We start from the raw sequence: 23,977 nt of genomic DNA, 5'->3' as shown, positions 1-23,977 counted from the left end.
AGGTACATGAGAATCTCTATAATGCAAAACCGGCGCCTTCTTCACGACCGCTCGAACCGTTCCGACGACACATAGTGCAGCTATAATGCCCATCGCGAAGATCCTGTTTCGCAATAGGCTGATGGGTTTCGCCAGTGGACCCAAGCTTGCCTTGAGCACATTTTTTATCGTAGCGTGCCGCCCAACTGAAACATTGGTTTAGACCAGAACCGCCACTAACGTGGTAATTGGAGGGTATATGCCGGATAGACTTCAAGCCTATCGCAATCAGGTTGGTGACTCCGTGGATGCATGGCAAGCAAACGTATGCAATCCGTACATCATCGCGTACAATACTGCCTATCGGAGCTATCAAGATAGTTTTAATAAGCAAAAGGAGAACGATAAAGCGAACGCGGAGCTTTTCGTTTCCATCGCCGCCCTAATTCCAGGATCCATTCTAATGGCGAGCGCGGCCACGGCGTCGCTCCGTGTGGTTGCCAACCGGGCGGCGCTACGTCTGCTCGCCTCCCGCAGCGCGACCCGTACTTTGGCCGTCTACAACGCGGTAGGAGCGAATGCCACGGCGACGTTCGCGATCGGAAAGACGCTGGATATCGTGAAGGACGAGGCCGGGAAGAAAATAAAAGATGCGGTCGTGAAGGCGATGTCCAACAGTCAGGACCTCCTTGCGACCGATCCCATGAACCGGGACAAGCAACTTAATTCCTGGCTCATCAATCACAAGCTGCTTGCCTACGATGCCGCCGCCGCCGTCGAAGAGAGCCGGACGATGAGCGCCGGAGCCAAGGAACAAGCATATGCGCAGTTGCGATCGGCACCGATTGCAAACAGGCCGATCGGAAAACTCGATCCTGCACGCTTAGCGCCAAAGATCGAGCTCGGCTTCTATATGATCTGGCTTTTGGATTCCGATGAACTCGTGACTGAGGTCAGCCCCGCGGGACCATATGGCGACGGCCGTTATAGCAGCGCACCGATACAAAAAATGCCAAGCGACAAGGACTATCCACGAGGAAACGTCGATCGGAGTCGAGGACCGGTACAGTGGGTCGGGGTCACGCGACCAGGCGGTAACGTCGAGGACCGGATCGACACGCTGAACAAGCAATTACGCGGCAAAGCTTTCTATGAGGCGGGGGGGCTATTCGGGAAGAGCGACGCCAACCAGGCACGGGTGAAGGAGGTCGCGGCTGCGGAGCAAGTACTTTCCTGGCTGTCGAACGTGACGCAGCCCTTGGCACCGCTAGGCCTGAGAGCGTGAAAATGCGCGTTTCGTGCATAGTCGCGGCCTGCTCGCTCGCGGTGCTGGCCGGTTGTCATCTAAACGCAGCGAAGCCGCAGTCGAAACCCGACGATGCGATACAGCAGATACGCGAGCAGGTGGAAGGGCAGCGTCAGTGCGCACCGCTATTGTCTGGCACATCTCCCATCGAGTTTAGCGCCGAAGCTCTCGCCGGGCCACGCGTAGACGCTTTGGTGGCCGCTGGCCTTGTACGGCGAGTGCTTCTCGACCGCTCCGACGCGGGAGGCGATCGCCCCCGAGTGCGCATTGAACCTACATCAGCCGGCATGCACGATATATGGTTCCGTCGGCTCGATCCGGCCAGCGAACCTGAACCTATGCTGTGCTACGGTCGGAAACATGTGGTCGCTGTGCGTACCGGTAGGCAAGACGGTGGCTCGGAGACGGGCCCCTCCAAGCCGACTGAGGTCGGCCGATACGACTACCGGATTGTACAGACACCGTCGTGGACGAGTCGTGCAGACGTCCGGGCAGCGTTCCCTTTCTTGGTGAAGGAACTGAACCGCACCCGTACCGCCGAGCAGGCGGCAACGCGGGTAGGAGATCGATGGACGCTCGCGTCCGATACCGGCCCGGACGTGGGCGCTGAACTTGACCTGAGCGAGGGATTCTACCCTTAGCTGGCACGTTCTTGGCTCTGAAGTGCGCCTGAAAAATGATGCGATGGTAGTAACGGCTTGTAGAAGTATCTAATCTAGCCCCGCTAGGTGTGAGCAGCCCCCTTCTGAGCGGTCCATCGACTACGAGAGTCTGGATCAACGAAGGGACGACGAATGCCTGCGAAAAAGCACAAGCCCGAAGAGATCATCGGGAAGCGGCGTAAAGTTGAAATCGTGTTGGGCCAGGGCGGGACGACCGCCGAGGCGTGTCGGCGGATCGCGGTCAGCGAGCAAACCTACTACCGTTGGCGCAAGGATATGGTGGCCTGAAGACGGATCAGGCGCGGCGGATGAAGGATTTGGAGAAGGAGAACCTGCGGCTGCGGCGTGCGATCTCCGACCTGACGCTGGACAAGCTGATCCTGCAGGAGGCGGCACGGGGAAACTTCTAAGCCCCGCGCGGCGTCGACGCTGCATTGACCAAGTGAAAGAGGTGAAGGACGTATCCGAGGGTGACTTGCTGCACCTATTCGTCCGCCAGCGCTACTGATCCGCGCGAAGACCCACTTCCGGCCATTCGCACCGCGATCGGCGCGTCCCAACTTCTGCCGTTCGTTCAGCTTTCGAATATGGCCTTTTTCGGCGTTACGCGTATCCAGAACTGGCGCCGGATCGCCTCCAATGAATCCGAGTTCGACATCGTCTTCACTGCCGAAGACAGCGGAGAAAGCTATGTGTGGAAGACGCTGGTCCAAAAAGAGCCGGACGGCACTTGGGTGATCGCCTGACGCGTTCGGTTATGGCTGGCGGGCATAGTGGATTGCCACAGGCGCTGCGTCTTTCGCCTTTCGCCTGCCTGACACCGACATACTCAAGGCGAGATACAGTCCGGAATCAGGGGCAGTTGGGCCGCGTTCAGGCTATCGCGGACGCGCGCGATCGCTGCCGGGATCGGGTCTTGTTCGCCCATCAGGGCAAAGCTTCCGGTGAGCGCAAACGCACAGTGGCCGTGCACCACGGCGATCAGCGACCGTGTCAGCGCCGCCATGGCATCGTCGTCCTCACGCCCCAACGCGGCAACGATCTCGGCCCGGACGATGCCGGTCAGGGTGCCCCGGACTCTCGCATCGTCGTCGGGCACCGTCATCGATGCAGGCAGCCGATGATCGTAGATCGCCATCCAGAGGTTCGGGTTGCGCTGGGCGAACACGAAATAGCCCGTCACCAGCGCACCGATGCGATCGCTACCGGGGTCCTCCAGAACGGCACGCAGATGCTGCGCCCAGAGCGCGAAAGTACGGGTGTTGATCGCTAGGATCAGCGCGTCGTTGCTGCCGAAGACGTTGTAGACCGTGCCGACCGAATAGCCGATCCGCTTGGCGACCTCCCTGGCGGAAAACCGCGCAAAGCCGTCTTGCGCCATCACCTCGTGCCCGGCGCTCAAGATCAGCGCGTGAAGCTCCTCGCGGGTATGATCTGACCGACGTCCCATCTCAAAGGATCGCTAGCCAAGAAATTGAGCGCCGTCTAATTATTTAATTGTACAGCGCTCAATTTAGGCATACGAACGTTGGTGGGCGGCACGCCGCTCGGGAATTAACATCGCTTTGGCATTTGGCCGGTACGCTGGCGCACGGGGAGTTACATTCATGTCCGCACCTGATCTGTCGCTGCTTGCCAAGCGCCGCTTCGCGCCCCTGTTCGCCGTTCAGTTCCTCGGCGCCTTCAACGACAACGTCCTCAAGTTCGGACTGCTGTTCCTCGCGAATTTCGGTATTTACGCCGCTGCGCCCGCAAAGGCGGAGTTGCTGGCGACCATCGCGACCGGGCTTTTCATCCTGCCGTATTTCCTGCTGTCGGCGCTCGCCGGGCAATTGGCCGACAAGTTCGACAAGGCGGTACTGATCCGCGCGATCAAGGCCGCCGAAGTCGGCATCATGCTGCTCGCGCTTGGCGGTTTCTGGATCCAGTCGATCCCGGTGCTGCTCGCCTGCCTGTTCCTGATGGGCGTTCACTCGACGATCTTCGGCCCCGTCAAATACTCGATCCTGCCGCAGCATCTGGCGCCCAGCGAACTGATGGGCGGCACCGGGCTGATCGAGGCCGGGACCTTCCTGGCGATCCTCTCGGGTCAGTTGCTCGGTGGACTCGTCCCGCCATGGGAAGCGGGGCTGGTCGCGACCGGCGCGGCAATAATAGGCCTCGTCATCAGCCTGGCGGTTCCCTCGGCTCCGGCCGCATCGCCAGGCCTCAGGATCGAACGCAACCTGGTCAAGGGCACGTTGCGGATCCTCGCGGCGGCGCAAGGCGGTCGCGGCGTGTGGCTCTCGATCCTCGGCATCAGCTGGTTCTTCTCGGTCGGCGCGATCCTGTTGTCGGAGTTCGCCCCGTTGGTCAGCGGCACGCTGCACGGCGATGCCAGCGTGGTCACGCTGTTCCTGCTCGTATTCTCGATCAGCGTCTCGATCGGTTCGGTGGCGGTGAACAAGCTGCTGCGCGGCGAGGTCTCTGCACGCTACGTTCCCGCCTCCGCCCTTGCGCTGGCGGCGTTCCTTATCGACCTGTGGATCGCAACGCGCGCGTACGTACCGGCGGCCGCCGTTTCGGATGTCGGTGCGTTCGTCGGCATGCCTGGAAGCTGGCACATCCTGTTCGCGCTGGCCGGGATCGCCTTCGCCGGCGGCATCTTCATCGTGCCCCTCTACGCTATCCTGCAGACGCAAAGCGCCCCCGAGCAGCGCTCGCAGATCATCGCCGCCAACAATATCGTCAACGCCACCGTCACGGTCGTGCTCGTCCTCGTCGTTACGATCCTGCTCGCCACCGGCGCAAGCGTCCCCGGTGTCATCGGCGCGCTGGGGTTCGCAACGCTGGCGATCGCGCTGATCTCGTGCTGGCTGCTGCCCGAGACGGTGTTCAAGGCGCTCATCCGCGGCTTGCTTGTCCTGCTCTACCGCGTCGAGGTCGACGGGCACGAAAACATGCCCCGACCGGGCGACAGTGCGGTGATCGTGGTCAACCACGTGTCCTTCCTCGACGGCCTGCTGCTTGCCGCCTTCCTGCCCGGCAAGCCGACCTTCGCCATCCACAGCCGGATCGCGAAGGCGTGGTGGGTGCGACCGTTCCTGGGCATGTTCGATGCCTTCCCGGTCGATCCGATGAACCCGATGGCGGCGAAGGCGATGGTCAAGGCCGTGCGCGAGGGGCGCACGCTGGTCATCTTCCCCGAAGGTCGCATCACGGTCACCGGCGCGCTGATGAAGGTGTTCGACGGACCCGGCATGGTCGCCGACAAGGCCGATGCACCGATCGTGCCGGTGCGTATCGACGGCGCGCAATTCACGCCGTTCTCGCGGCTGAAGGGCAAGGTTCGAACACGCATGTTTCCGCGGGTCAGCCTGACGATCCTGCCGCCGCGCCGATTTGCCCTGCCTGAGTCGGGCAGCGCACGTGAGCGCCGGGCGATGGCCGGCCGCAAGCTGTACGACGTGATGAGCGAGATGATCTTCGCGACGTCGCACATCAACATGACGCTCTACGAGGCGCTGCTCGAGGCGAAGGACATTCACGGCGCCAACACCCCGATCGTCGAGGATGTGAAGCGCGCGCCGATGACCTATGGCCGCCTCGTCACCGCAAGCCTCGCGTTGGCCAGGCCGATCGCCACGTACACTCGGCCCGGCGAAGCCATCGGCGTGATGTTGCCCAACGTCAGCGCGGTCGTCGTCACCTTCTTCGCGCTGCAGGCGAACGGCCGTGTGCCGGCGATGCTCAACTACACCGCAGGGCTCGCTAATCTGCAGGCCGCCTGCACCGCGGCGCAAATCCGCACGATCCTGACCGCGCGCGCCTTCGTACATCAGGCGAAACTGGGCGATATCGTCAAGGGCCTGGAAGCCGCAGGGATTGGCGTACGCTACCTGGAGGATATCGGCGCGACTGTCGGCGCCGTCGACAAGGTGCGCGCGCTGATCGCGACGCGCTGGGCAGGCCACAGCCATCGCCGCCTCCGCATTACGCCCGATATGCCCGCCGTGATCCTGTTCACCAGCGGCTCGGAAGGTTTGCCCAAGGGGGTCGTGCTGACGCACCGCAACCTCCTGGCCAATTGCCGCCAATTGTCGGCACGCATCGACTTCAACTCGAGCGACGTCGTGCTGAACGCCCTTCCCGTGTTCCACAGTTTTGGACTGACCGGCGGCACGCTGTTGCCGATCCTTTCGGGCGTACGCACGCTGCTCTACCCAAGTCCGTTACACTATCGGATCGTTCCTGCGCTCGCCTACGACGCGAATGCCACGATCCTGTTCGGCACGGATACCTTCCTCTCCGGCTATGCGCGGATGGCGCACGGCTATGACTTTTACTCGCTGCGCTACATCTTCGCTGGCGCCGAACGGGTGCGCGACGAGACGCGCCGGACCTATGCCGACAAGTTCGGCCTGCGCATCCTCGAAGGCTACGGCGCCACGGAGGCGGCCCCGGTCATCGCGGTCAATACGCCGATGCACTTTCAGGCGGGCAGCGTCGGCCGGCTGATGCCGGGGATCGAGGCACGGCTCGCCCCCGTTCCGGGCATCGACGAGGGCGGACGACTGTCGGTACGCGGACCCAACATCATGGCTGGCTATCTCAAGGCCGACGCACCCGGCATACTCCAGCCGCCGGCGGATGGCTGGCACGACACAGGTGATATCGTGACACTCGACGCCAGCGGCTTCGTGGTCATTCGCGGCCGCGCCAAGCGCTTCGCCAAGATCGGCGGTGAGATGGTCTCCCTGCCCGCGGTCGAGGGATATGCGGCGAAGCTCTGGCCTGCCGCGGAGCATGCCGTCGTGACCCGCCCCGATGCGCGCAAGGGAGAGCAACTGGTGCTGTTCACGACCGAACGCGCAGCTACCGCCTCCGCATTGCAGGCTTGGGCGCGCGCCAGCGGGATCGCGGAACTCTCGATGCCGCGCGACCTGCGGATCGTCGACGCGCTGCCGGTACTGGGGACGGGCAAGATCGATTATGTGACCCTCGGCGCGATGGTGGCCGCCCCCGTTCATGCGCCAGGAACGGAATCTGCAAAATGACCATGCCGCTGGCGGCCCGGAAAATTGCCTCATGACCCCGCTGACGATACGCGGGATCGCCAGCTATCTGCCGCGAAACATCGTCCCTTCGACGGCGCTCGACGCGCGGCTCGGCCGAGCGGCAGGCGCGGTAAAGCGGGAGTTCGGTATCGCCGAGCGACGGGTGGCCGATGCCGAGGAAACGACGTCCCGGATGGGTGCGGCCGCAGCCCGTACGGCACTGGAGGCGGCCGGGTGGAAGAACGGCGACTTCGATGTCATCATCGGTGGCTGCGGCGTCATGGAACAGCCGATCCCCTCGACCGCGGTGATGGTGCAGCGCGAACTCGGACTGGGCAGAAGCGGCATCCCGTCGTTCGACGTCAATCAGACCTGCCTGTCGTTCCTGCTGGCGCTCGACATCGCGGCGATGGGGTTCGAGACCGGTCGCTGGCGTCGCGCGCTGCTGTTCTCGAGCGATATCGCGTCGGCCGGACTGGACGACACCTGCGCCAAGACCGCCTGCATCTTCGGCGACGGGGCGGCAGCGGTGTGCATCGAGGCCCAGGGACCGGGAGGGCTCCGCTCACGACGATTCCAGACGTTCGGCGATGGCACCCACCTTGCGACTCTGCGCGCTGGGGGCACGCGGGTGCGGGTCGAGGAGGGCTATGATGCGTTGGTTGAGGGGTCGCGATTCCGCATGGATGCGTTCGGCATCTTCAAGGCGGCCGCCCGCGCGCTGCCCGCGGTGATCGACGGCGCGCTGGCGGACGCCGGTCACGACCGCGCCAGCATCGGCCTCGTCCTGTGTCATCAGGCCAGCGCGCCGGCCGTCGCGCATGTCATGCGGCTGTTTCCCGATGGCGCGCGCAAGGTCGTCGACATCTTCCCGACGCATGGCAACCAGATCGCCGCGTCGATCCCGACTGCGTTGGCGCACGCCATCGCGACGGGTCGTGCGACGCCCGGAACAGACGTGCTGCTGCTCGGTACGGCGGCGGGCGTCAGTGCGGGCGCGATGGTGCTCAGGCTATGACCGGCAAGGTCTTGGTGACCGGTGCCAGCGGCGGCCTCGGGCTGTCGCTGGTGGAGGCGCTGACGCGTGCCGGGCGCTCGGTCACGGCGATCGGCCGCCGCGCGGGCTCCGATCCCAGGCTTCGGGCAACGGGGGTCCGCTATATCCGAGCCGATCTGACGGACCCGGCCGCGGGTGCGGCGCTGTGCGACGGCGTGGAAACCATTTTCCATGCCGCGGCCTTGTCGAGCCCATGGGGCCCTCGGCATGGCTTCGAGCAGGCCAATGTCGCGGCGACGCGTCACCTGCTGGGACATGCCGCACGCGCCAGCGTACGCACCTTCGTCTTCGTGTCGTCGCCATCGATCTACACCCAGATGCAGGATCGGGTCGGGATCACGGACCGTGATCCGCCGGCCCGACGCCCGCTTAACCATTATGCTCGGACGAAGCTGTTGGCGGAACGGCTGGTCCTGGCGGCGGACGGATCAATGCGGACGGTGATCATCCGGCCTCGCGCGATCGTTGGACCCGACGATACGGTGTTGCTGCCACGGCTGATCGAGCTCGTGCGTCGCCGTGCCGTACCGCTGCCGCGCGGAGGGCGCGCACTGGTCGAATTCACCGATGTCGCCGATGTCGTCACCGCGTTGCTGCTGGCCGAGCGTCATGCCGACGCAGCGCATGGCTTGGCGATCAACATCTCGGGCGGACGGCCGGTCAGTGTCCGCGATGTCGCATCCAGCCTTGCTAAGGCGCTAAACCTGGATGGGCGCCGCATGCACGTGCCGATGCCGATCGCGCGCGCCATCGCCCGGACGACGGAGTTCGTCCACGGTGCGCTGCCGGGTCTGGGCGAGCCGCGATTGACGCGGTATTCGCTCGCCACGCTGAGCTATTCGCAAACCTTCGATCTCGATCTCGCGCGGCGGATCCTGCAATGGCAACCGACGCATGACGGCCTTGCGACCTTGTTAGGGAAGGCCAAACGGTGCTGATGAAGCGATCCAGCCTGGAAATCGTCGAGTGCGGCCATTGTCGCCATGCCGAAGCCATGACGCGGCGCGGCGCCACCTGGCGGGGCGTCGACTTCCCGGCGCTGGTCGGCGTGATCCATCACGCGCAGGAGGGCGTCATCCTGTACGACACGGGGTATGACGCCGCCTTCATGGACGCCACACGCGCGCTGCCGGAACGTCTGTATCGGTTGGCGACGCCGGTCACCCTTGCCCCCGGCGAAAGCATCGTCGACCAGCTCGCCACACGCGGCATCCCGGCTGACGCGGTGCGACATATCATCCTGTCGCACTTCCACGGCGACCATGTCGCGGGTCTTCACAACTTCCCACATGCGACATTGCACTGCGCCTGTGCAGGACTGCGCGACCTGCGCGCGCGGAGTCGGTTCGGCAGCGCGCGCCGCGGGCTTCTTCCCGCCCTCGTGCCCGATCGCATCGACCAAGCGGCCTTCTTCGAGGATGCGACGCCGGTCGCGCTCCCAGCCGCGTTTCAACCGTTTGATCGCGGCGCGGACCTGCTGGGCGATGCGTCGTTGCTGGCTGTCGAACTGCCCGGCCATTGTCCTGGACATTGGGGCCTGGCTCTCAGACTCGAGGACGATCGCTACACGCTGCTGGTGGGGGACGCCGCCTGGTCGCTGACAGCGATAGAGCGCAACATGCCGCCGCCGGGGCTGGTCGCACGTCTGCTGGGCGATGCCGCCGTACAACGATCGACCCTCGCCGCGCTCCACCGCCTGCATGGCGGCCGGCCCGACACGCTTCTGCTCCCGTCACATTGCTCGATCGCCGCGCGGCAGGCTGGATTGCAGGCATGATTCCGCGTCACGGGCTGCTGGCTGCCTGGGCCGACACCCGGTGGGCGATGCGGCTGAGCAAGACGGCGCTGGCGCGACGGCGGGCGCGGCTCTGGGCGGAAATGGCCCCGATATTAGCGAAGACGCCGGCCCTGTCCGGGTATGCAGGTCGTTCGTTGCAAAACGTCCCGATCGTGGATGCGGCGGCGATCCGCACCGCGTTCGCGCAATGGAATTCAGCCGGGATCGACCACCATGCCGCCATGGCTGCGGCCGAAGAGGCGGAGCGCGGCGGGGCTGGGATCGTACGCGATGGCATCGCGGTAGGGTTGTCCACAGGCACGAGCGACGTGCGGGGAATGTTTCTCGCGTCCGCGGCCGAACGCGCGCGCTACATCGGGCAAAGCATCGCCCGACTTCTGCCTGTGTCCGCCCCGGTCGTCGGGGCAAGGATAGCCCTGGTCCTCCGCGCCGAAAGCGCGCTGTACCGCGATGTTGCAAACGGACGGTTCGCGTTCCTTCATTTGGCGATCGACCTGGATTCCCACGCGATGAGCGAGGCGCTCGAACGCTTCCGTCCGACCATTCTGATCGCACCACCGCGCGAATTGTCGATGATCGCCGGCGTAGCCCCCCGCTTGCCGACTCTCGCCCGGATCTTTTGGGGCGCGGAGCCGATGGGCGTTCTGGAACGCGCCTGGATCGCCGATCGACTGGGATGCCGACCCGACCCGATCTACCAGGCCACCGAGGGCTTCATCGCCGCGGCCTGCCGGTTCGGCACCCTGCACCTTAACGACGACTCACTCGAAATCGAACTCGAGCCGGTGCCGCTGGTGGATGCCTATCGTCCGATCGTGACCGATCTACGCCGGCACGTGCAGCCGATCGTGCGCGTACGCCTGGACGACATCGTACGGCTGGATCAGCGGGCATGCCGATGCGGCTTTGCCGGCCGCGTCATCGCGCCGGTCGGTGGACGCGTGCAGGACATCTGGACGACGGGTACCGGCTTGCACCTGCCCGAAGCCATCGATCGTCGTTTCGAGGAGGCTGTCGGGCCTGCGGCACGGTGGGAAGTCCAGGGTGGTCCATCGATGGTGACGATCAAAGCACTGGAGCCTCGCGACGGTGAACGGCTGCGGACCGCCGCCCGGTCGCTCAACGCCGACGCGCACATCGACGTCCGGATCATGCGCGACCTCCCCTGCGCACCAAAGCGTCGGCGCGTGACCTGGCGGCCGGACGCATGACGCAGACCGCCCTGATCACCGGCGCCCGCTCGCCGGCGGCCCTCGATCTCGCCCGCGACCTGACGGCTGCGGGACTGGTGGTCCACATGGCCGACAGCAGTCCGGCCCGGATCGCACGCTGGTCGCATACTCCTGCGGCCGTGCACCGCCACGCGTCACCGGTGCAGAATCGCGATCGCTTCCGCCAGGACATCGCGGCTCTGGTCGCGCGACTGCGGCCAGCCATCGTGGTGCCGACATGCGAGGAGATTTTCCACCTTGCCGCCGCGCGTGAGGACGGGATCGAGGTGGGGCCGCTGTTCGCGCCGGATCTGGCGACGCTCGATCGTCTTCACGCGAAGGACAGCTTCAATGCGCTGGCGCTCTCGCTCGGCCTGGACGCGCCCGTCACGACGCTGATCACCTCGCCGCTCGCCGAGACGGGCCCCGCGTTGGACGGCCATGTGCTGAAGGCGTGTTACTCGCGCTTCGGGCTGGCGGCCATGATTGCACCCAGCCGGGCCGCAGCCGCGGCGATTCGTCCGACCAGGGCCCTGCCCTGGGTCCTGCAGGCCCGCGTCGACGGCGTCGAACACAGTTCCTACGCCGTCGTGGTCGGGGGTAGGATCACGGCGTTTTCCGCCTATCGATCGACGCTGAGTCTGAGTGGTGGGGCAGGCTATGCTTTTCGTCCGGCGCCCGACGGCGTTCGCGATCGGCTGCTCGGCGCATCCCGCGCGGTGGCCGGGCATCTCGGCATGACCGGTCAACTTGCGCTCGACGCGATCGACGACGGCACGCGAAGCTGGCTGATCGAATGCAATCCGCGCGCCACAAGCGGTGTTCACCTCATGGCAGGCGTCGGGCATTTGGCGCGCGCAATGCTGGGCTGCGTTTCACGGTCGACGCCCGGCAAGGATGATCGACACCTGTTGCCGATGATGCTCAGCTGGGGTGTGATGGACCAGCTACGGCGGGGGCGTCGTCCGAGGTTGACCGGTCGCGACGTGATCGGCGCGCCGGGCGACCGGATGCCGCTGCTTGGAGCGGTTGCCGATACGATCGGGTTTGCGGTTTCGTCGGTGCGGCACCGCATCTCGCTGACCGGAGCCACGACCCGAGACATCGAATGGAATGGAGACCGCGCGTGAGCCTCGTCGATCCGATGCATCTGGGGTGGCAGATGGCGGCCCTGTCCCGCGACGTGCGACGCCGTCCGGTGCAGCGGGTCGTCGCCGGCGTCCCGGTCGCGCTGTTTCGGAGCAATGGTCGTATCGGCGCGCTGGTCGACCGCTGCCCGCACCGCAATTTTCCGTTGTCGCAAGGTCGCGTGGCCGAGAACGGGCTGACTTGCCCCTACCACGGGTGGCGGTTCGCCGCCGACGGCACGTGCGTCGCGGTCCCCGGTTGCACCCTGGGCGAAGCCGAAGGCCGCAGGCTGTCCGCCAAGCCTGTCGCCGTTTACGAAGCGCATGGCGCGGTGTTCGTGCGGCTGGCGGATACACCGGACGTGCCCGCCGCCCCGACGCTGCGCGCGCCGTTTGGCAGCGATGGGTTCGACCATTTCTGGTGGGATCAAGGCGAATGGCGCGGAACCGCCTTCGATGCGATCGAGAACGTGATGGACCCGTTCCATACCAGCGAGCTGCATCACGGGTTGATTCGCCGACGTGACCGACGACAGCCGGTGACGCTGACCGTCGAGAATTTCGAGCGGGGCATCGAAATGACGATCGATCAATCGCGGCCTGACTCGGGTATAATGTCGCGCCTGCTGGAAGGCGAACGCACCCGAAGCCGAACGCGGTACGACGCCCCGGCCGCGGTGCAGGCCGTGTGGGAGAGCCGGCACGGCCTTACGCTTTGCGTGACGGCCTTCTTCACGCCTGTCGGGAAACACAGTTTCAGGCCGTTCGCGTGCTTCACCACTCCCCGCGGCATCCTCCCAGCCGTCGTCAAACAATGGGGCCTCAAGGCTTTCCTTATGCCGGTGGTGAAGCAGGACCGATCCGCCCTTGCGGCGCAGGCAGAGGTGGTCGCGCGCTTTGGCGCCATGCGTTACGCGCAGGGACCCGGCGATATACTCGGCAACCGTATTCACAGGCTCTATCAGGGAGGTGCCCTGATGCCCGGCATAACGGATCGCCTGGCCGCCGACCTTTAACGATAGGAGCGCCGCGCTTTATCGCACTTTGAGGTTATGAAGATCCATGCTCAGTCCTGGCGATGGCCGGGTCGATCTTGGGTAAAAACGGCAGCTGTTTGACCCCGGCTAGCCAGAGAATTTGCAAACGCTCGATCTGGTGGGATATCGAAGCCGATGACGAGCATACAGGGTGACATGCTCAGCGGCGGTGACCGGAACGCTCAGTTCAAAGCGCTACTGCGCGCCTTTACCGTTTTCTCGCAGCACACGTTACGGCGGCGCCTGCATGACCCACAAGCAGACGCTCAGGGCACCCTTCCCTCCTCCCAAGTTCAGTCGCTCGTTCATCGTTTTGTTCTAGACCTTTAGGCGGACTGCTAGGCTGCTTGATCGGGATCAACATTGGGTTTGATCGGACATTCGCCTAGGCGAGCCTGCCTTACTTCGAGCGATCCCGCTCGGGGTGTCTCGAAGGGGTGCCGGCCGAAGGCGTCCGACACGTGACGCCCGTTTCCTTCAATCGCTGTAGATCGTCGAAATTGACTACGTGCGCGGCATGATCATTGCCCAAAACGAATTGACGGTCGGGTGTACTGCCGACCGGCCAGCCAACGATCCCGCTCCCGCCCTTCATCTCATAACGTGCACATTCTGGGGTGGTCGATTGAACCCGACTCAGCAGATCATTTGCTGCTGCGACGCCAGCGTCCTGGGCCGGGATTCCGATCAGGATGACGACAAGACTGCTGAAGATGGTCACCCCGATCGCAATGGCAGACACTATGACCGACGCCCTAAAACCCGCGCTACGGCCTAGTGCAATCAGCAGCGGGTGAGGCGTTCGCCTTCCGGAAGTGATGCCGAACCTGGTGGCGAACCCCTCCAAAAGGACGCCGCCAATCCAGACGATGGCGAGGTAGACCGGGATGAAGAGGGTCACCAACGCGAGTTTCCAGAGGATCGTTGTCACGATACCGTCGAACCCCTCGACGATCGCCTCCTGCGTCGTGATTGGTAAAGCCTCGGGATCCAAGCCGAGGCGGCCAAGATATGCCTCGCGGTAATGATGGGTGTAATAGTAGAAGAGTCCGAGGAGCAGGCTGATCAGTGTGGCCGTCCCGACCGTTGAGAGAAACGCCACCACGGCCGATCCCGGCCGCCATATGGCGCTTTTGGCCGTCTCGACCGGGACGTTGGTCCGCACTTCGCTGGGAACATCGGTTTTGGCGCGATCGCTTTGCATCTGTGATCTCCCTTATCCCTCCGCGTGGCGTCAGGGCCTTCGTCAGCGATGTATGGCCAGTAGCGACGCGCTTTTCTAAGGTGTAGGTTTTTCAGGTCGGCGACATAGGGCTAGGTCCCTCGTCATCGCAGGTTCGTTGCGCACGACACCACGAACGAACGGCTTTGAGTTAGCTTTCAGCCCGTCGAACAGCGGAGATTGGGGCGCGTATCTGCCTTTCGCGGAACATGAACAAACGGCGACTTATGCCGTTGGAGAGCCCAAAGCGGACGGCGGCTCTCCATTCGACCGTGCTTTTCTGGCGCGACACAAGAGACCCATAGTCGGACGCTTACACCCGCTTAGGGCCTTCCCGGAAGCAGACGTTCATTCATGTTCCGATCTCGCGCTCAAGCTCGCCTCTTCGGCGCTGCCGTAAGGGGCGCGGGCAGGTGCCTGCTCACCTTGATCTCGAGAAGGCTAACCAGTTCTGGCTGCAGGAAAGCATAATCATCCGGTATGTCGAGGCAGATCACGCGCGTGCCTGCCAGAGCCTCTCGGAAGCGTCGCTGCAGCTTGCTCCGATGCGCCTTCTCCATGACGAAAATCAGATCGGCCCATTTGACCAGTTCAGCCGTGAGTGGGTTTTCTGCATCATGGTTCGTCCCGGCAGAGTCTACCTCTAGGTCTTCTCGCCACGAAAACACCTGCTCGGCCGTTGGGCTTCGCAGCTTGTTTTGGCTACACACGAACAGGACCGTTCGGAGGCGTAGGCGACTCAATCCGGCACCTATAAACCGCGCCAGGCGAGTGGGTATGGCGCGACGTCAGCGGAATAGTCGACCTGGAGGACCCGGCGTCGCCGCGGCGGGTGGGCAGGGAGCGATGCGTGGACGATCGACGTAGCATAGAGCCACACGTCGCCGCGCTCGGCCAAGCAGAGCTGCTCACCAGAAATCGCCGCCACGCGCCGAACTTCACCCTCAGGCAAGCGTCCGAGCCGGTGTGAGCCGGCCACGATACGCAACGGTGCGTTACTCGCGTCCACTTGGTCTAGGTGCACGCGCACTGTCACCATCCGTTCGAGGATCTCGAACGGCGGCTCGACCTGGACGAGCCCTGACTTGACCGTCCACGGTCCGAAACCGGGGGCTTCGATCCGCTCCCTGACGACGATCGTGCGGTCCTGATGCCAGCCGAGCGCCCAGTTCCGCCCCGCCGTCTTGTCGAACAGGATCGCACGCACCGGGCGAGCATCGGACCCGATCGCGGTCGCAGCTATGGCACCGATTGGTCCGGAAATCTCAAGCAACGGCTTGAGCAACGGCTCCTCCCCGATCCGCACGCCGGGCGTGTCGATCGGAAGCGCGGTCAAAGCAGCCTCGAGGCGAACAAGCGCAGGTTCGTCCAGCGCCTGCGCGAAGAGTTCTGCCCCGTCCCGGTCGAGGTTAAAATCGGCGGGTCGATCGGATCTCGCAAGCATGCCGATGCAGGTAACCGAGACCGCTGCCGCAGTCGACACCACGACAGCTGCTGACCAGGGTCGCTTGCGCAGCAGTTCGCGCTTACCTCACGTCCAGACGGTGGGCTCCAGAGGGCAGCTGAGTGAAACCGCATCGGCGATCAAGGAAGCGTTCGATTACTGCTGCAGCCGTATAGCTGTGCTGGCTCGGCTTCACGGTCGTGAACGTGCCACCGCCCGCCAACGCAAATGGCAGGAGCAGCTGGTCAGCTAGATATGGGCCAGCGAACGCGTCCGACGCGAGGTAGCCAGCCATGCGGCTCACGGCGGTCTGCGCCACCCTTTCCGCCGACACGCCCAGCTTGCCGAAGCCGCTGACCACCTCGGTCACATGCTCGAACGCCGCTTCCAGGAGTAGGATATTGCCCGGTCCCTGACTCTCGGGGAGTTCCCTGACGGCGAACGCTTCGTCCGGCCAGTCGAGCAGCTTGCGAGCGGTGACGATTTCGCGGTCGGCGACCGCCGGCGGGATCCCCGCGAACATGGCCAACGCCGAACGATCGACCAAAGCGCCCCGCTCCAGGCAGTCGATCGCACGGAGCGGCGCGGGGGTGATGTCCACCTCGATCCGGCCGCCGCCACGCGGATAGAAGCCAGGCCTTACAAGTCGCGCGGTGACGGTCGGCCCCATCCGATCGATGATGGGCAGGAAGCTCTTTGCAATGAAGTCGAACGGTGGCGCGAGCATGTTGTGCGTACCGCCCTCCAGCACGAGCCGCGATGGCCGGTCCGCGAAAACGAGCGGCATCAATACCGTCTGCAACACCAGACCGGTCGATCCCGCAGTGCCAACGGAGAAGTTATATTCCCCCGCAACGACTTGCCCGGGACGAAAAATGATCTCGGACGATCCTACGGTCAGTCCGTCGCACGTCGCACTGCCGACGGTGCAGGCAGCCTCGATCGCGGTGACGTGCTGGCGCATCAACCCGGGCTTCTCTCGTCCGCCGCGCACGTTAGTAATCCGGAAAGGCGTGCCGGTGACGAGCGACAGTGCGCAGGCGTTGCGCACCACCTGCCCCCCGCCCTCGCCTTCGGAGCCGTCGATCTCGATCATGGTCGTTCTTTCCAGTTCGGACGGTGGTGCGCGTCAGCCTTTGACGCACACTACCTGCTTGAGCGTATGCACGATCTCGACGAGATCGGCCTGCGCCGCCATCACCGCCTCGATCGGCTTGTACGCGCGCGGGCTTTCGTCGATCACGCCCTCATCCTTGCGGCATGCGACGCCCTCGGTCGCGGCGACGTGCTCCGCCACCGTCACCTCGCGTTTGGCCTGGGTTCGGCTCATCACTCGCCCGGCGCCATGCGAGCAGCTGTCGAACGACTCCTTGTTGCCAAGCCCGCGAACGATGAACGACTTGGCGCCCATCGAGCCGGGGATGATCCCCATGACGCCGGTCGCAGCGCGCACCGCACCCTTGCGGGTCACGAGCACGTTCTGGCCGAAATGGTTCTCCCGCCCGACATAGTTGTGATGGCAGTTGATCGCTTCCAGCTCCGCATCGAACGGTTTGGCGATGACGCCGCGCATCGCCCGGATCACATTCGTCATCATCATCCGCCGATTGAGCGCTGCATAGTCCTGCGCCCAGCCGACCGCCTCGACATAATCGTCGAAATGGTCGGTGCCCTCGGGAAAGTAGGCCAGATCCTCGTCAGGCAGGTTCAGGAACCACTTGCGCATGTCCTGCTTCGCCAGCTCGATGAAGAACGTGCCGATCGCATTGCCAACGCCGCGCGAGCCCGAGTGAAGCATCACCCAAACCCGCTGTTCGGTATCCAGGCAGACTTCGATGAAGTGGTTGCCGGTGCCGAGCGTACCAAGGTGGACCAAATTGTTGGCCTTGCCCAGCTTCGGATACTTGGCGACGATCTGCCCGAAACGCCCGGCAAGCGTCGCCCACGCCTCGACGATCGCGGCAGGCGGATCCCCCCACGATCCCGGATCACGCTTGCCCATCTTGACGTCGCGGCCGACCGGCACCGCGCGTTCGATCGCGGCGCGGACCCCCTCCAGATTGTCGGGCAGGTCGCTGGCGGTCAGCGATGTCCGCGCCGCCATCATGCCGCAGCCGATATCGACGCCAACCGCTGCGGGGATCACCGCGCCCTTGGTCGCAATGACCGAGCCGATGGTGGCGCCGATACCGACATGCACGTCCGGCATTACTGCAACGTGCTTGAAGACGAACGGCATCCGCGCGGCGCTGGCCAGCTGAGCTCGCGCCTTGTCGTCGACCGGCACGCCGCGCGTCCACATCTTGATCGGTACGCCGCCCTCAACGGTTTGTAAGTCATAGTTGGTGGTCATGGTCGCCTCCGGGACTCTATTACGTCGCGGATTGGGGTGGCTGGCCTATTCCCGCCACCCCGGCCGCTTCGTCGGGCTGTTCGATACCAGTCGACCCGACACCAATCACGTAGCAGACCCCGTGCCAACTGCGCTCCCGCTTCGAGATATCCACCTATCCCGCTGATATATTTCAGCATTCTCTTTTGTCTTCTTTTTGCCCTTCTGCGAACAGCCGTCGATATCCGATCGACTAGGATCGGTTCTTATCTTATGAGATAATCATGAAACCTTTGGTCGTAATCGGATTTCTTGGGTCGACGCTGGACGGCAGCAAGCTGGATGCGTCCCGCTGGAACAAGTGGCGCCCTTCCGTGAGCCTCGTGATGCACGAGGACCTGCGGGTCGATCGCTTCGTGCTCCTGCATGGTACGCCGCACCGCCGCCTGGCGGAGTTCGTCGCGGAGGACATCCGGTCCGTGTCGCCCGAAACACGGGTTGAGCCCTATTTGATCGACTTCGCGGATGCCTGGGACTTTGAGGAGGTTTACGGCAAGCTCCTCGATTTCGTCCGTGCGTCGTCGTTCGATCCGGAGGCGGAGGACTATCTCGTTCATATCACCACCGGCACGCACGTGGCGCAGATCTGCCTGTTTCTGCTGACAGAGGCGCGTTACCTTCCGGGTCGCCTGCTCCAGACGCAGCCGCGGCGAGGCACGGCCGAACCCGTCGGTATCTGGAACGCGATCGACCTCGACCTGTCGCGCTACGACAGCATCGCCACCCGCTTCAGCGTCGCGAGCGCGGAAAGCACATCGTTCCTGAAGTCGGGGATCGAGACGCGAAACCCCACCTTCAACGCGATGATCGACGAGATCGAGCAGGTGGCGACCCGCTCGCGCGCGCCAGTGCTGCTAATGGGTCCGACCGGCGCGGGCAAAAGCCAACTGGGACGGCGTATTTACGACCTCAAACGACTGAAGCATCAGGTGAAGGGCGCGTTCGTCGAAGTGAACTGCGCCACGCTGAAAGGCGACAGCGCGATGTCGGCATTGTTCGGCCACAAGAAAGGGTCCTTTACCGGGGCAGCAGCCGATCGCGCCGGGCTACTGCGTACCGCCGACAAGGGCATGCTGTTCCTCGACGAGATCGGTGAATTAGGTCTCGACGAGCAGGCGATGATCCTGCGCGCGATCGAGGACAAGCGCTTCCTGCCAGTCGGAGCAGACAGCGAGGCCGCATCCGATTTCCAACTGCTCGCCGGCACCAACCGCGATCTGGGCCAAGCCGTCGCCGAAGGACGCTTTCGCGACGACCTGTACGCGCGGCTGAACCTGTGGACGTTCGCGCTACCCGGCCTCGCCGACCGGCGCGAAGACATCGCGCCCAACCTCGACTACGAACTGGACCGTTTCGCCGAACGCGAAGGAACGCGGGTTACTTTCAACAAGGAGGCGCGCGATCGTTACCTCGCGTTCGCAATCCACCCAGACGCGCGCTGGACCGGCAACTTCCGCGATCTCGCGTCCAGCGTGACCCGGATGGCGACGTTCAGCCCCAGCGGGCGGATAGACGCCTCGTGCGTGGAGGCGGAAGTCGTCCGGTTGAAACGGCTATGGTCGATCCATATCGCTGTTGACGACGGGCTTGGGAGCATCGTGCCGACGGGGCGAATGGCCGAACTTGATCCCTTCGATCGTGTGCAGTTGGCTCATGTCGTCAATACCTGCCGCCGCAGCCGCTCGCTGTCGGAAGCAGGACGGATGCTATTCGCCGCGTCGCTGGCAAAGCGGACCTCCTCCAACGATGCCGACAGGCTAAGGAAATACCTTCAGAGGTTCGATCTGACATGGCAAGATTTGCACGAAAGCCTTTAGGGCAACCACTTTCGAATCACGACAAGTGCTTTGCCGCTAACGAATGATCAACTTTGTTCTGGTAATCCCCACGGTAAATCGGCCAACTCAATGGAGGTGAGCATGGGCCACTCTTCAATTGACCCTGCCTTCCAAGAACGCCGGCCTTGGAACGAGGGCCGCCTGTTAGGCGCCAAACGCGCGCTCAAGCAGCAACAGGTGTGGGCCATTCGCTTCTGGTTAGATCAACATAAGCGGTTGCGTGACCGCGCGCTCTTCGACTTCGCGATCGATAGCAAGTTGCGTGGCTGCGACGTGGTCAAGGTTCGAATTGGTGACATAGTATCTGGCGGGCGCATCCGGGATCGAGCGATCATCGTTCAGCAAAAAACTAAGCGACCTGTTCAGTTTGAACTGATGGAAGCTGCCAGGAAGACGATGCGTGCATGGCTGGAACGCCGCGGTGGATCAATCAACGACTACGTCTTTCCAAGCTGTAACGATTATACCGGCCATATGAGCACGCGGCAGTATGCTCGGTTGGTCCACGAATGGGTCGCTGGCATCGGCCTTCAACCTCAGGAATACGGAACGCATTCGCTCCGGCGCACCAAAGCCTCGATCATTTACAAGGCAACGGGCAATCTGCGAGCCGTCCAAATCCTGCTTGGTCATGCGAAGATCGAGAGCACCGTTCGATATCTCGGTGTCGACGTCGAAGACGCCTTGGAGCTTGCGGAACGCACCGAGGTTTAGGCGTGATTCAATGACCCAAACCCGGTCATTCGCGGCCTCTTGTCGGCCCACGACCTTCTGCCATTCATTCATGTTGGCTGCGTAGGAGGTACTAAGCGTCGGCCCTGCCTACTGCCATGCCAGCCTTCTCAAAGAGTATGGCAGAATGAATCTCTGCGCAGGAAACCATTCGAAAGAAACCAAAACACTCGACGGACGATTGCTACGGGACAGCATCATGTGTATTGCCAATGTAGTACACTTGGTGGTGAGGCTATGAGCAAGTTTGTTCGAGTGGCATACATGATGGCCCTGCTGCCCATTCCCGTAGCAGCCAAAGAGGCTGCTCCCACGCCATCTAAAATCGCTGTCGTCGAGCAAGGGCTGACGTCGGCTGTTGTGCTGGCGGGTGCACCGGCACCGCGCCGCACGATCGAAGCGGAGATGCGACGTCTGAATGTGCCTGGGGTCAGCGTTGCCGTTCTGCATGGCGGCGCCGTCGAATGGTCTAAGGGATACGGGATCACGCGAGCAGGTGGCTCAGCCGTAACGCCATCTACGCTGTTCCAGGCTGGCTCGATCAGCAAACCGATCACGGCGCTCGCTGCGTTGCGCCTCGTCCAGCAACACCGCTTGACGCTGGACGAAGATGTGAACGCGCACCTCAAGGGATGGAAGCTGCCGACGCGGCCCGGTGAACAGGTCACGCTGCGCGAATTGCTGTCGCATACGGCGGGAACCACGGTGCATGGCTTCCCCGGCTACGCTGCCGGGGTCCCGGTGCCGAGCGTCGACGACGTGCTTGCCGGCCATGCCCCCGCAAACACAAAACCGGTTATCGTGGATACAAAACCCGGGACGATGTGGCGCTACTCCGGCGGTGGCTACACGGTTATTCAAAAACTGATCGGCGATGTGACGGGCAGACCATTCGCCGAGGTTCTCCAAGACGAGGTGCTTCAGGCCGCCGGCATGACTCGGAGCAGCTTCGCCCAGCCGCTCGACGCCGCTTCACTGGCGACCGCCGCATGGCCGCATGACGGGTCGGGCAAGCCCGTACCCCGCGGCCCACACACTTATCCGGAATTGGCCGCCGCTGGTCTGTGGAGCACGCCAAGTGATTTGCTGCGTTTCACTATCGCCGTGCGAGACAGTGCGCGCGGTGAGAAGGGCAGCATTCTCGATCAATCGCTAGCAATAGCAATGCTGACGCCCGGCAAGGGGGAGTGGGGCCTCGGCCTTGAAGTCCACCCGACCCCTTCCGATCGCGCCTTCGCGCATGGCGGCAGCAACGAGGGATATGAGAACTTCGTGGTCGCCTATACGGGGTCGGGCGACGGGGTGGCGGTCATGACTAACGGTGCCCGGGGAGGCGAGATTGGATCGGAAATTACCCGCAGCGTGGCCGCCGCCTACGGCTGGCCGAGCTACCACAGCATCGAGCGCGCGAGCGTGCCGATCCCGGCCGACATCCGCGCTCGTCTGATCGGAACCTACACCGTCTCCGATCTAGGCTCCTTTTCGATCACCGCGAACGGAACGGGCTTGGCTATCTCACTCAAGGAGGGTGTCAGTGAACCTCTCTATGCCTCGGCACCGGACAGCTACTTCGTCCTTTCAACCGACTTGGTGCTGCGTATGAATGGCGGTGAGCCTAAGGCCACTGGGCGGCTCGTTATGGGATCTTTCGACTGGCCGTTCGCGCGAGAAACGGATGCCAAACCCTGAATTCTGACCTTCCCTATCGGGAACGTTGAACTAGATTCCTTCTCGACACGGATCCTGCTTCGGGCATCATCGGGTTTGGTCAAAGGGGGCCGCCCTGCCCTATTGCCCCCACGACGCAAAAGGCGATGCTTAGGGCATCCTTTCACCTCGCTGAAACCGGCTAGTTGTTCATGTTTCAGGATCGGAAGGTATCGGCCGAACATCCCGAAGAACGAGCATGGTGTTAAGATTGGGCGATCGGCTGAGCGCGAGCTCCTGCAACTTCTTGCTTAGCGTCGACGCGAGGCTGCGGCCGTCCGGCACCTCGACACTACAGGGACGGCGCACCACATCCGGTCGATCATGACCAGCTATGCCAAGACCGACGAGGCCGTCGCCGCCCTCACACCCGAGCAGTTCCGCGTCACTCAACAGAATGGAACCGAGCGTCCCGGCACGGGCCCGCTGCTGAAGAACAAGCAGGCGGGCATCTATGTCGACATCGTTTCGGGCGAGCCGCTGTTCGCCAGCACCGATAAGTATGAGTCCGGCTGCGGATGGCCGAGCTTTACCAAGCCCATCGATGCCGACAGCGTAAACACCAAGCGCGACTGGTCGATGCTCTTACCGCGCACGGAAGTGCGCTCCGCGCGGGGCGACAGCCATCTCGGCCACGTCTTCAAGGATGGTCCGCGAGACCGCGGTGGCTTGCGCTACTGCATCAACTCGGCCGCGCTTCGCTTCGTGGCACGTCCCGACATGGCCGCTCAGGGCTATGGCGGCTATCTCGAGCAGGTTGAGGAGCCACCCGCGACTATACAGCGTGCAGTCCTGGCCGGCGGCTGCTTCTGGGGCATGCAGGACCTGATCCGCAAGCTGCCGGGCGTCGTCTCGACGCGCGTTGGCTATTCGGGCGGCGAGTTGCCGAACCCAACGTACCGCAACCACGGCAACCACGCGGAGGCGATCGAGATTGTCTTCGACCCCGCCCGCACGGACTTCCGCGCGCTGCTCGAATTCTTCTTTCAGATCCACGACCCGACGACGGTGAACCGGCAGGGCAACGACCGCGGCGCGAGCTACCGCTCGGCGATCTTCTACTCCGACGACGTCCAGAAGTCCGTCGCTGAGGATACTATCGCGGACGTCGAAGCCTCGGGGCTCTGGCCGGGCAAGGTCGTGACCGAGCTGTCCCCAGCAGGCGACTTCTGGGAAGCCGAGCCGGAACATCAGGACTATCTCGAGCGCAGACCCAAGGGATACACGTGTCACTTCGTCCGGCCAAAGTGGAAACTGTCACGGCGTACGCCTGCTGCGGGGAGCGAGACCACCTCGGCCTGACTGTAGGCCGACCGGAGCGAGCCTCAACCCGGCGTTAGCAATCCATACATGGCCACTCGTACCCGGATCCCCGCTTTCCGACTTCAGACGCGTGTTCATCGTCAATCGCCGATGATCCGCGACTGTG

The 23,977-nt window shown here is 63.5% G+C and carries 19 protein-coding genes and 2 pseudogenes; 15 read left to right on the top strand and 6 right to left on the bottom strand.

The features are described 5' to 3' along the window. The first annotated feature begins 238 nt into the window (after positions 1 to 238). From BM244_RS21425 to BM244_RS22910, 3 genes and pseudogenes are all read left to right on the top strand, one after another. Positions 239 to 1,264: a hypothetical protein gene (locus tag BM244_RS21425; protein WP_139227062.1), complete on the top strand. Its 1,026-nt coding sequence runs from the start codon at positions 239 to 241 to the stop codon at positions 1,262 to 1,264. An 815-nt stretch (positions 1,265 to 2,079) separates the two neighbouring features. After that, a pseudogene (locus BM244_RS21415) lies at positions 2,080 to 2,398 on the top strand (transposase); the annotation flags it as partial. A 19-nt stretch (positions 2,399 to 2,417) separates the two neighbouring features. After that, the gene (locus tag BM244_RS22910) at positions 2,418 to 2,693 is read left to right on the top strand and encodes a hypothetical protein (RefSeq protein WP_139227060.1); all 276 of its coding nucleotides are present in this window, start codon (positions 2,418 to 2,420) and stop codon (positions 2,691 to 2,693) included. Positions 2,694 to 2,776: 83 nt separating this feature from the next. Here the strand turns inward: BM244_RS22910 and BM244_RS21410 are convergent, their stop codons facing one another. Beyond that, a complete protein-coding gene (locus tag BM244_RS21410; RefSeq protein ID WP_093400947.1) occupies positions 2,777 to 3,397 on the bottom strand; it encodes a TetR/AcrR family transcriptional regulator in 621 nt (206 codons plus the stop codon). A 157-nt stretch (positions 3,398 to 3,554) separates the two neighbouring features. Here BM244_RS21410 and BM244_RS21405 point away from each other — a divergent pair, with 157 nt between their 5' ends. Genes BM244_RS21405 through BM244_RS21375 form a run of 7 tightly spaced genes read left to right on the top strand, consistent with a single transcriptional unit; the run spans position 3,555 to position 13,192 of the window. Next, entirely contained in the window at positions 3,555 to 6,983 is a 3,429-nt protein-coding gene (locus tag BM244_RS21405) for an acyl-[ACP]--phospholipid O-acyltransferase (RefSeq protein WP_175518358.1), read from the top strand. Between the two features lie 31 nt (positions 6,984 to 7,014). After that, entirely contained in the window at positions 7,015 to 8,001 is a 987-nt protein-coding gene (locus BM244_RS21400) for a 3-oxoacyl-[acyl-carrier-protein] synthase III C-terminal domain-containing protein (protein WP_093400946.1), read from the top strand. Further along, a complete protein-coding gene (locus BM244_RS21395; protein ID WP_093400945.1) occupies positions 7,998 to 8,978 on the top strand; it encodes an NAD-dependent epimerase/dehydratase family protein in 981 nt (326 codons plus the stop codon). Before BM244_RS21400 ends, BM244_RS21395 begins: the two co-directional genes overlap by 4 nt. Beyond that, a complete protein-coding gene (locus tag BM244_RS21390) occupies positions 8,978 to 9,817 on the top strand; it encodes an MBL fold metallo-hydrolase (protein WP_093400944.1) in 840 nt (279 codons plus the stop codon). The genes BM244_RS21395 and BM244_RS21390 overlap by 1 nt, the downstream gene beginning before the upstream one ends. Next, complete coding sequence (locus BM244_RS21385) at positions 9,814 to 11,049, top strand: hypothetical protein (RefSeq protein ID WP_093400943.1); 1,236 nt, start codon at positions 9,814 to 9,816, stop codon at positions 11,047 to 11,049. The genes BM244_RS21390 and BM244_RS21385 overlap by 4 nt, the downstream gene beginning before the upstream one ends. Next, complete coding sequence (locus BM244_RS21380; protein ID WP_093400942.1) at positions 11,046 to 12,179, top strand: ATP-grasp domain-containing protein; 1,134 nt, start codon at positions 11,046 to 11,048, stop codon at positions 12,177 to 12,179. Before BM244_RS21385 ends, BM244_RS21380 begins: the two co-directional genes overlap by 4 nt. Further along, complete coding sequence (locus BM244_RS21375; protein WP_217649191.1) at positions 12,176 to 13,192, top strand: Rieske 2Fe-2S domain-containing protein; 1,017 nt, start codon at positions 12,176 to 12,178, stop codon at positions 13,190 to 13,192. Before BM244_RS21380 ends, BM244_RS21375 begins: the two co-directional genes overlap by 4 nt. Before the next feature lie 421 nt (positions 13,193 to 13,613). Here the strand turns inward: BM244_RS21375 and BM244_RS21365 are convergent, their stop codons facing one another. Beyond that, positions 13,614 to 14,417 (bottom strand): hypothetical protein, encoded by an 804-nt coding sequence (locus tag BM244_RS21365; protein ID WP_093400940.1) that lies wholly within the window; start codon positions 14,415 to 14,417, stop codon positions 13,614 to 13,616. Between the two features lie 431 nt (positions 14,418 to 14,848). Between BM244_RS21365 and BM244_RS23930 the strand changes: the two genes are divergently transcribed. After that, complete coding sequence (locus BM244_RS23930) at positions 14,849 to 15,082, top strand: hypothetical protein (RefSeq protein ID WP_368086100.1); 234 nt, start codon at positions 14,849 to 14,851, stop codon at positions 15,080 to 15,082. A gap of 18 nt (positions 15,083 to 15,100) precedes the next feature. Here BM244_RS23930 and BM244_RS23925 read toward each other — a convergent pair. From BM244_RS23925 to BM244_RS21345, 4 genes and pseudogenes are all read right to left on the bottom strand, one after another. Next, positions 15,101 to 15,145 (bottom strand): annotated as a pseudogene (locus BM244_RS23925) (hypothetical protein); the annotation flags it as partial. Between the two features lie 41 nt (positions 15,146 to 15,186). After that, entirely contained in the window at positions 15,187 to 15,879 is a 693-nt protein-coding gene (locus BM244_RS21355; RefSeq protein ID WP_093400938.1) for a phytanoyl-CoA dioxygenase family protein, read from the bottom strand. Between the two features lie 82 nt (positions 15,880 to 15,961). Further along, the gene (gene rtcA / locus BM244_RS21350; protein ID WP_093400937.1) at positions 15,962 to 16,975 is read right to left on the bottom strand and encodes an RNA 3'-terminal phosphate cyclase; all 1,014 of its coding nucleotides are present in this window, start codon (positions 16,973 to 16,975) and stop codon (positions 15,962 to 15,964) included. 33 nt (positions 16,976 to 17,008) lie between these two features. After that, on the bottom strand, positions 17,009 to 18,232 hold the full coding sequence (locus BM244_RS21345; RefSeq protein WP_093400936.1) for an RtcB family protein: 1,224 nt from the start codon (positions 18,230 to 18,232) through the stop codon (positions 17,009 to 17,011). Between the two features lie 263 nt (positions 18,233 to 18,495). On the opposite strand from BM244_RS21345, the gene rtcR reads away from it, so the two are divergent. The 4 genes from rtcR to BM244_RS21325 all read left to right on the top strand — a co-directional run bounded on the left by rtcR (position 18,496) and on the right by BM244_RS21325 (position 23,850). Continuing rightward, positions 18,496 to 20,088 (top strand): RNA repair transcriptional activator RtcR, encoded by a 1,593-nt coding sequence (rtcR, locus tag BM244_RS21340; RefSeq protein ID WP_093400935.1) that lies wholly within the window; start codon positions 18,496 to 18,498, stop codon positions 20,086 to 20,088. A 102-nt stretch (positions 20,089 to 20,190) separates the two neighbouring features. Then, positions 20,191 to 20,823, top strand: coding sequence for a tyrosine-type recombinase/integrase (locus tag BM244_RS21335; RefSeq protein WP_093400984.1), 633 nt, complete (start codon positions 20,191 to 20,193; stop codon positions 20,821 to 20,823). 255 nt (positions 20,824 to 21,078) lie between these two features. Then, positions 21,079 to 22,530, top strand: coding sequence for a serine hydrolase domain-containing protein (locus BM244_RS21330; RefSeq protein WP_093400934.1), 1,452 nt, complete (start codon positions 21,079 to 21,081; stop codon positions 22,528 to 22,530). Between the two features lie 342 nt (positions 22,531 to 22,872). Then, positions 22,873 to 23,850, top strand: a complete 978-nt coding sequence (locus BM244_RS21325; protein ID WP_093400933.1) for a bifunctional methionine sulfoxide reductase B/A protein — start codon at positions 22,873 to 22,875, stop codon at positions 23,848 to 23,850. Positions 23,851 to 23,977 lie beyond the last annotated feature (127 nt).

This window comes from Sphingomonas sp. OK281 (genome assembly GCF_900115295.1).
In the GTDB taxonomy this organism is placed as follows: Bacteria; Pseudomonadota; Alphaproteobacteria; order Sphingomonadales; family Sphingomonadaceae; genus Sphingomonas.
The sequence above is the reverse complement of the archived record's forward strand: the minus strand, read 5'-3'. Positions and strand labels throughout refer to the sequence as shown.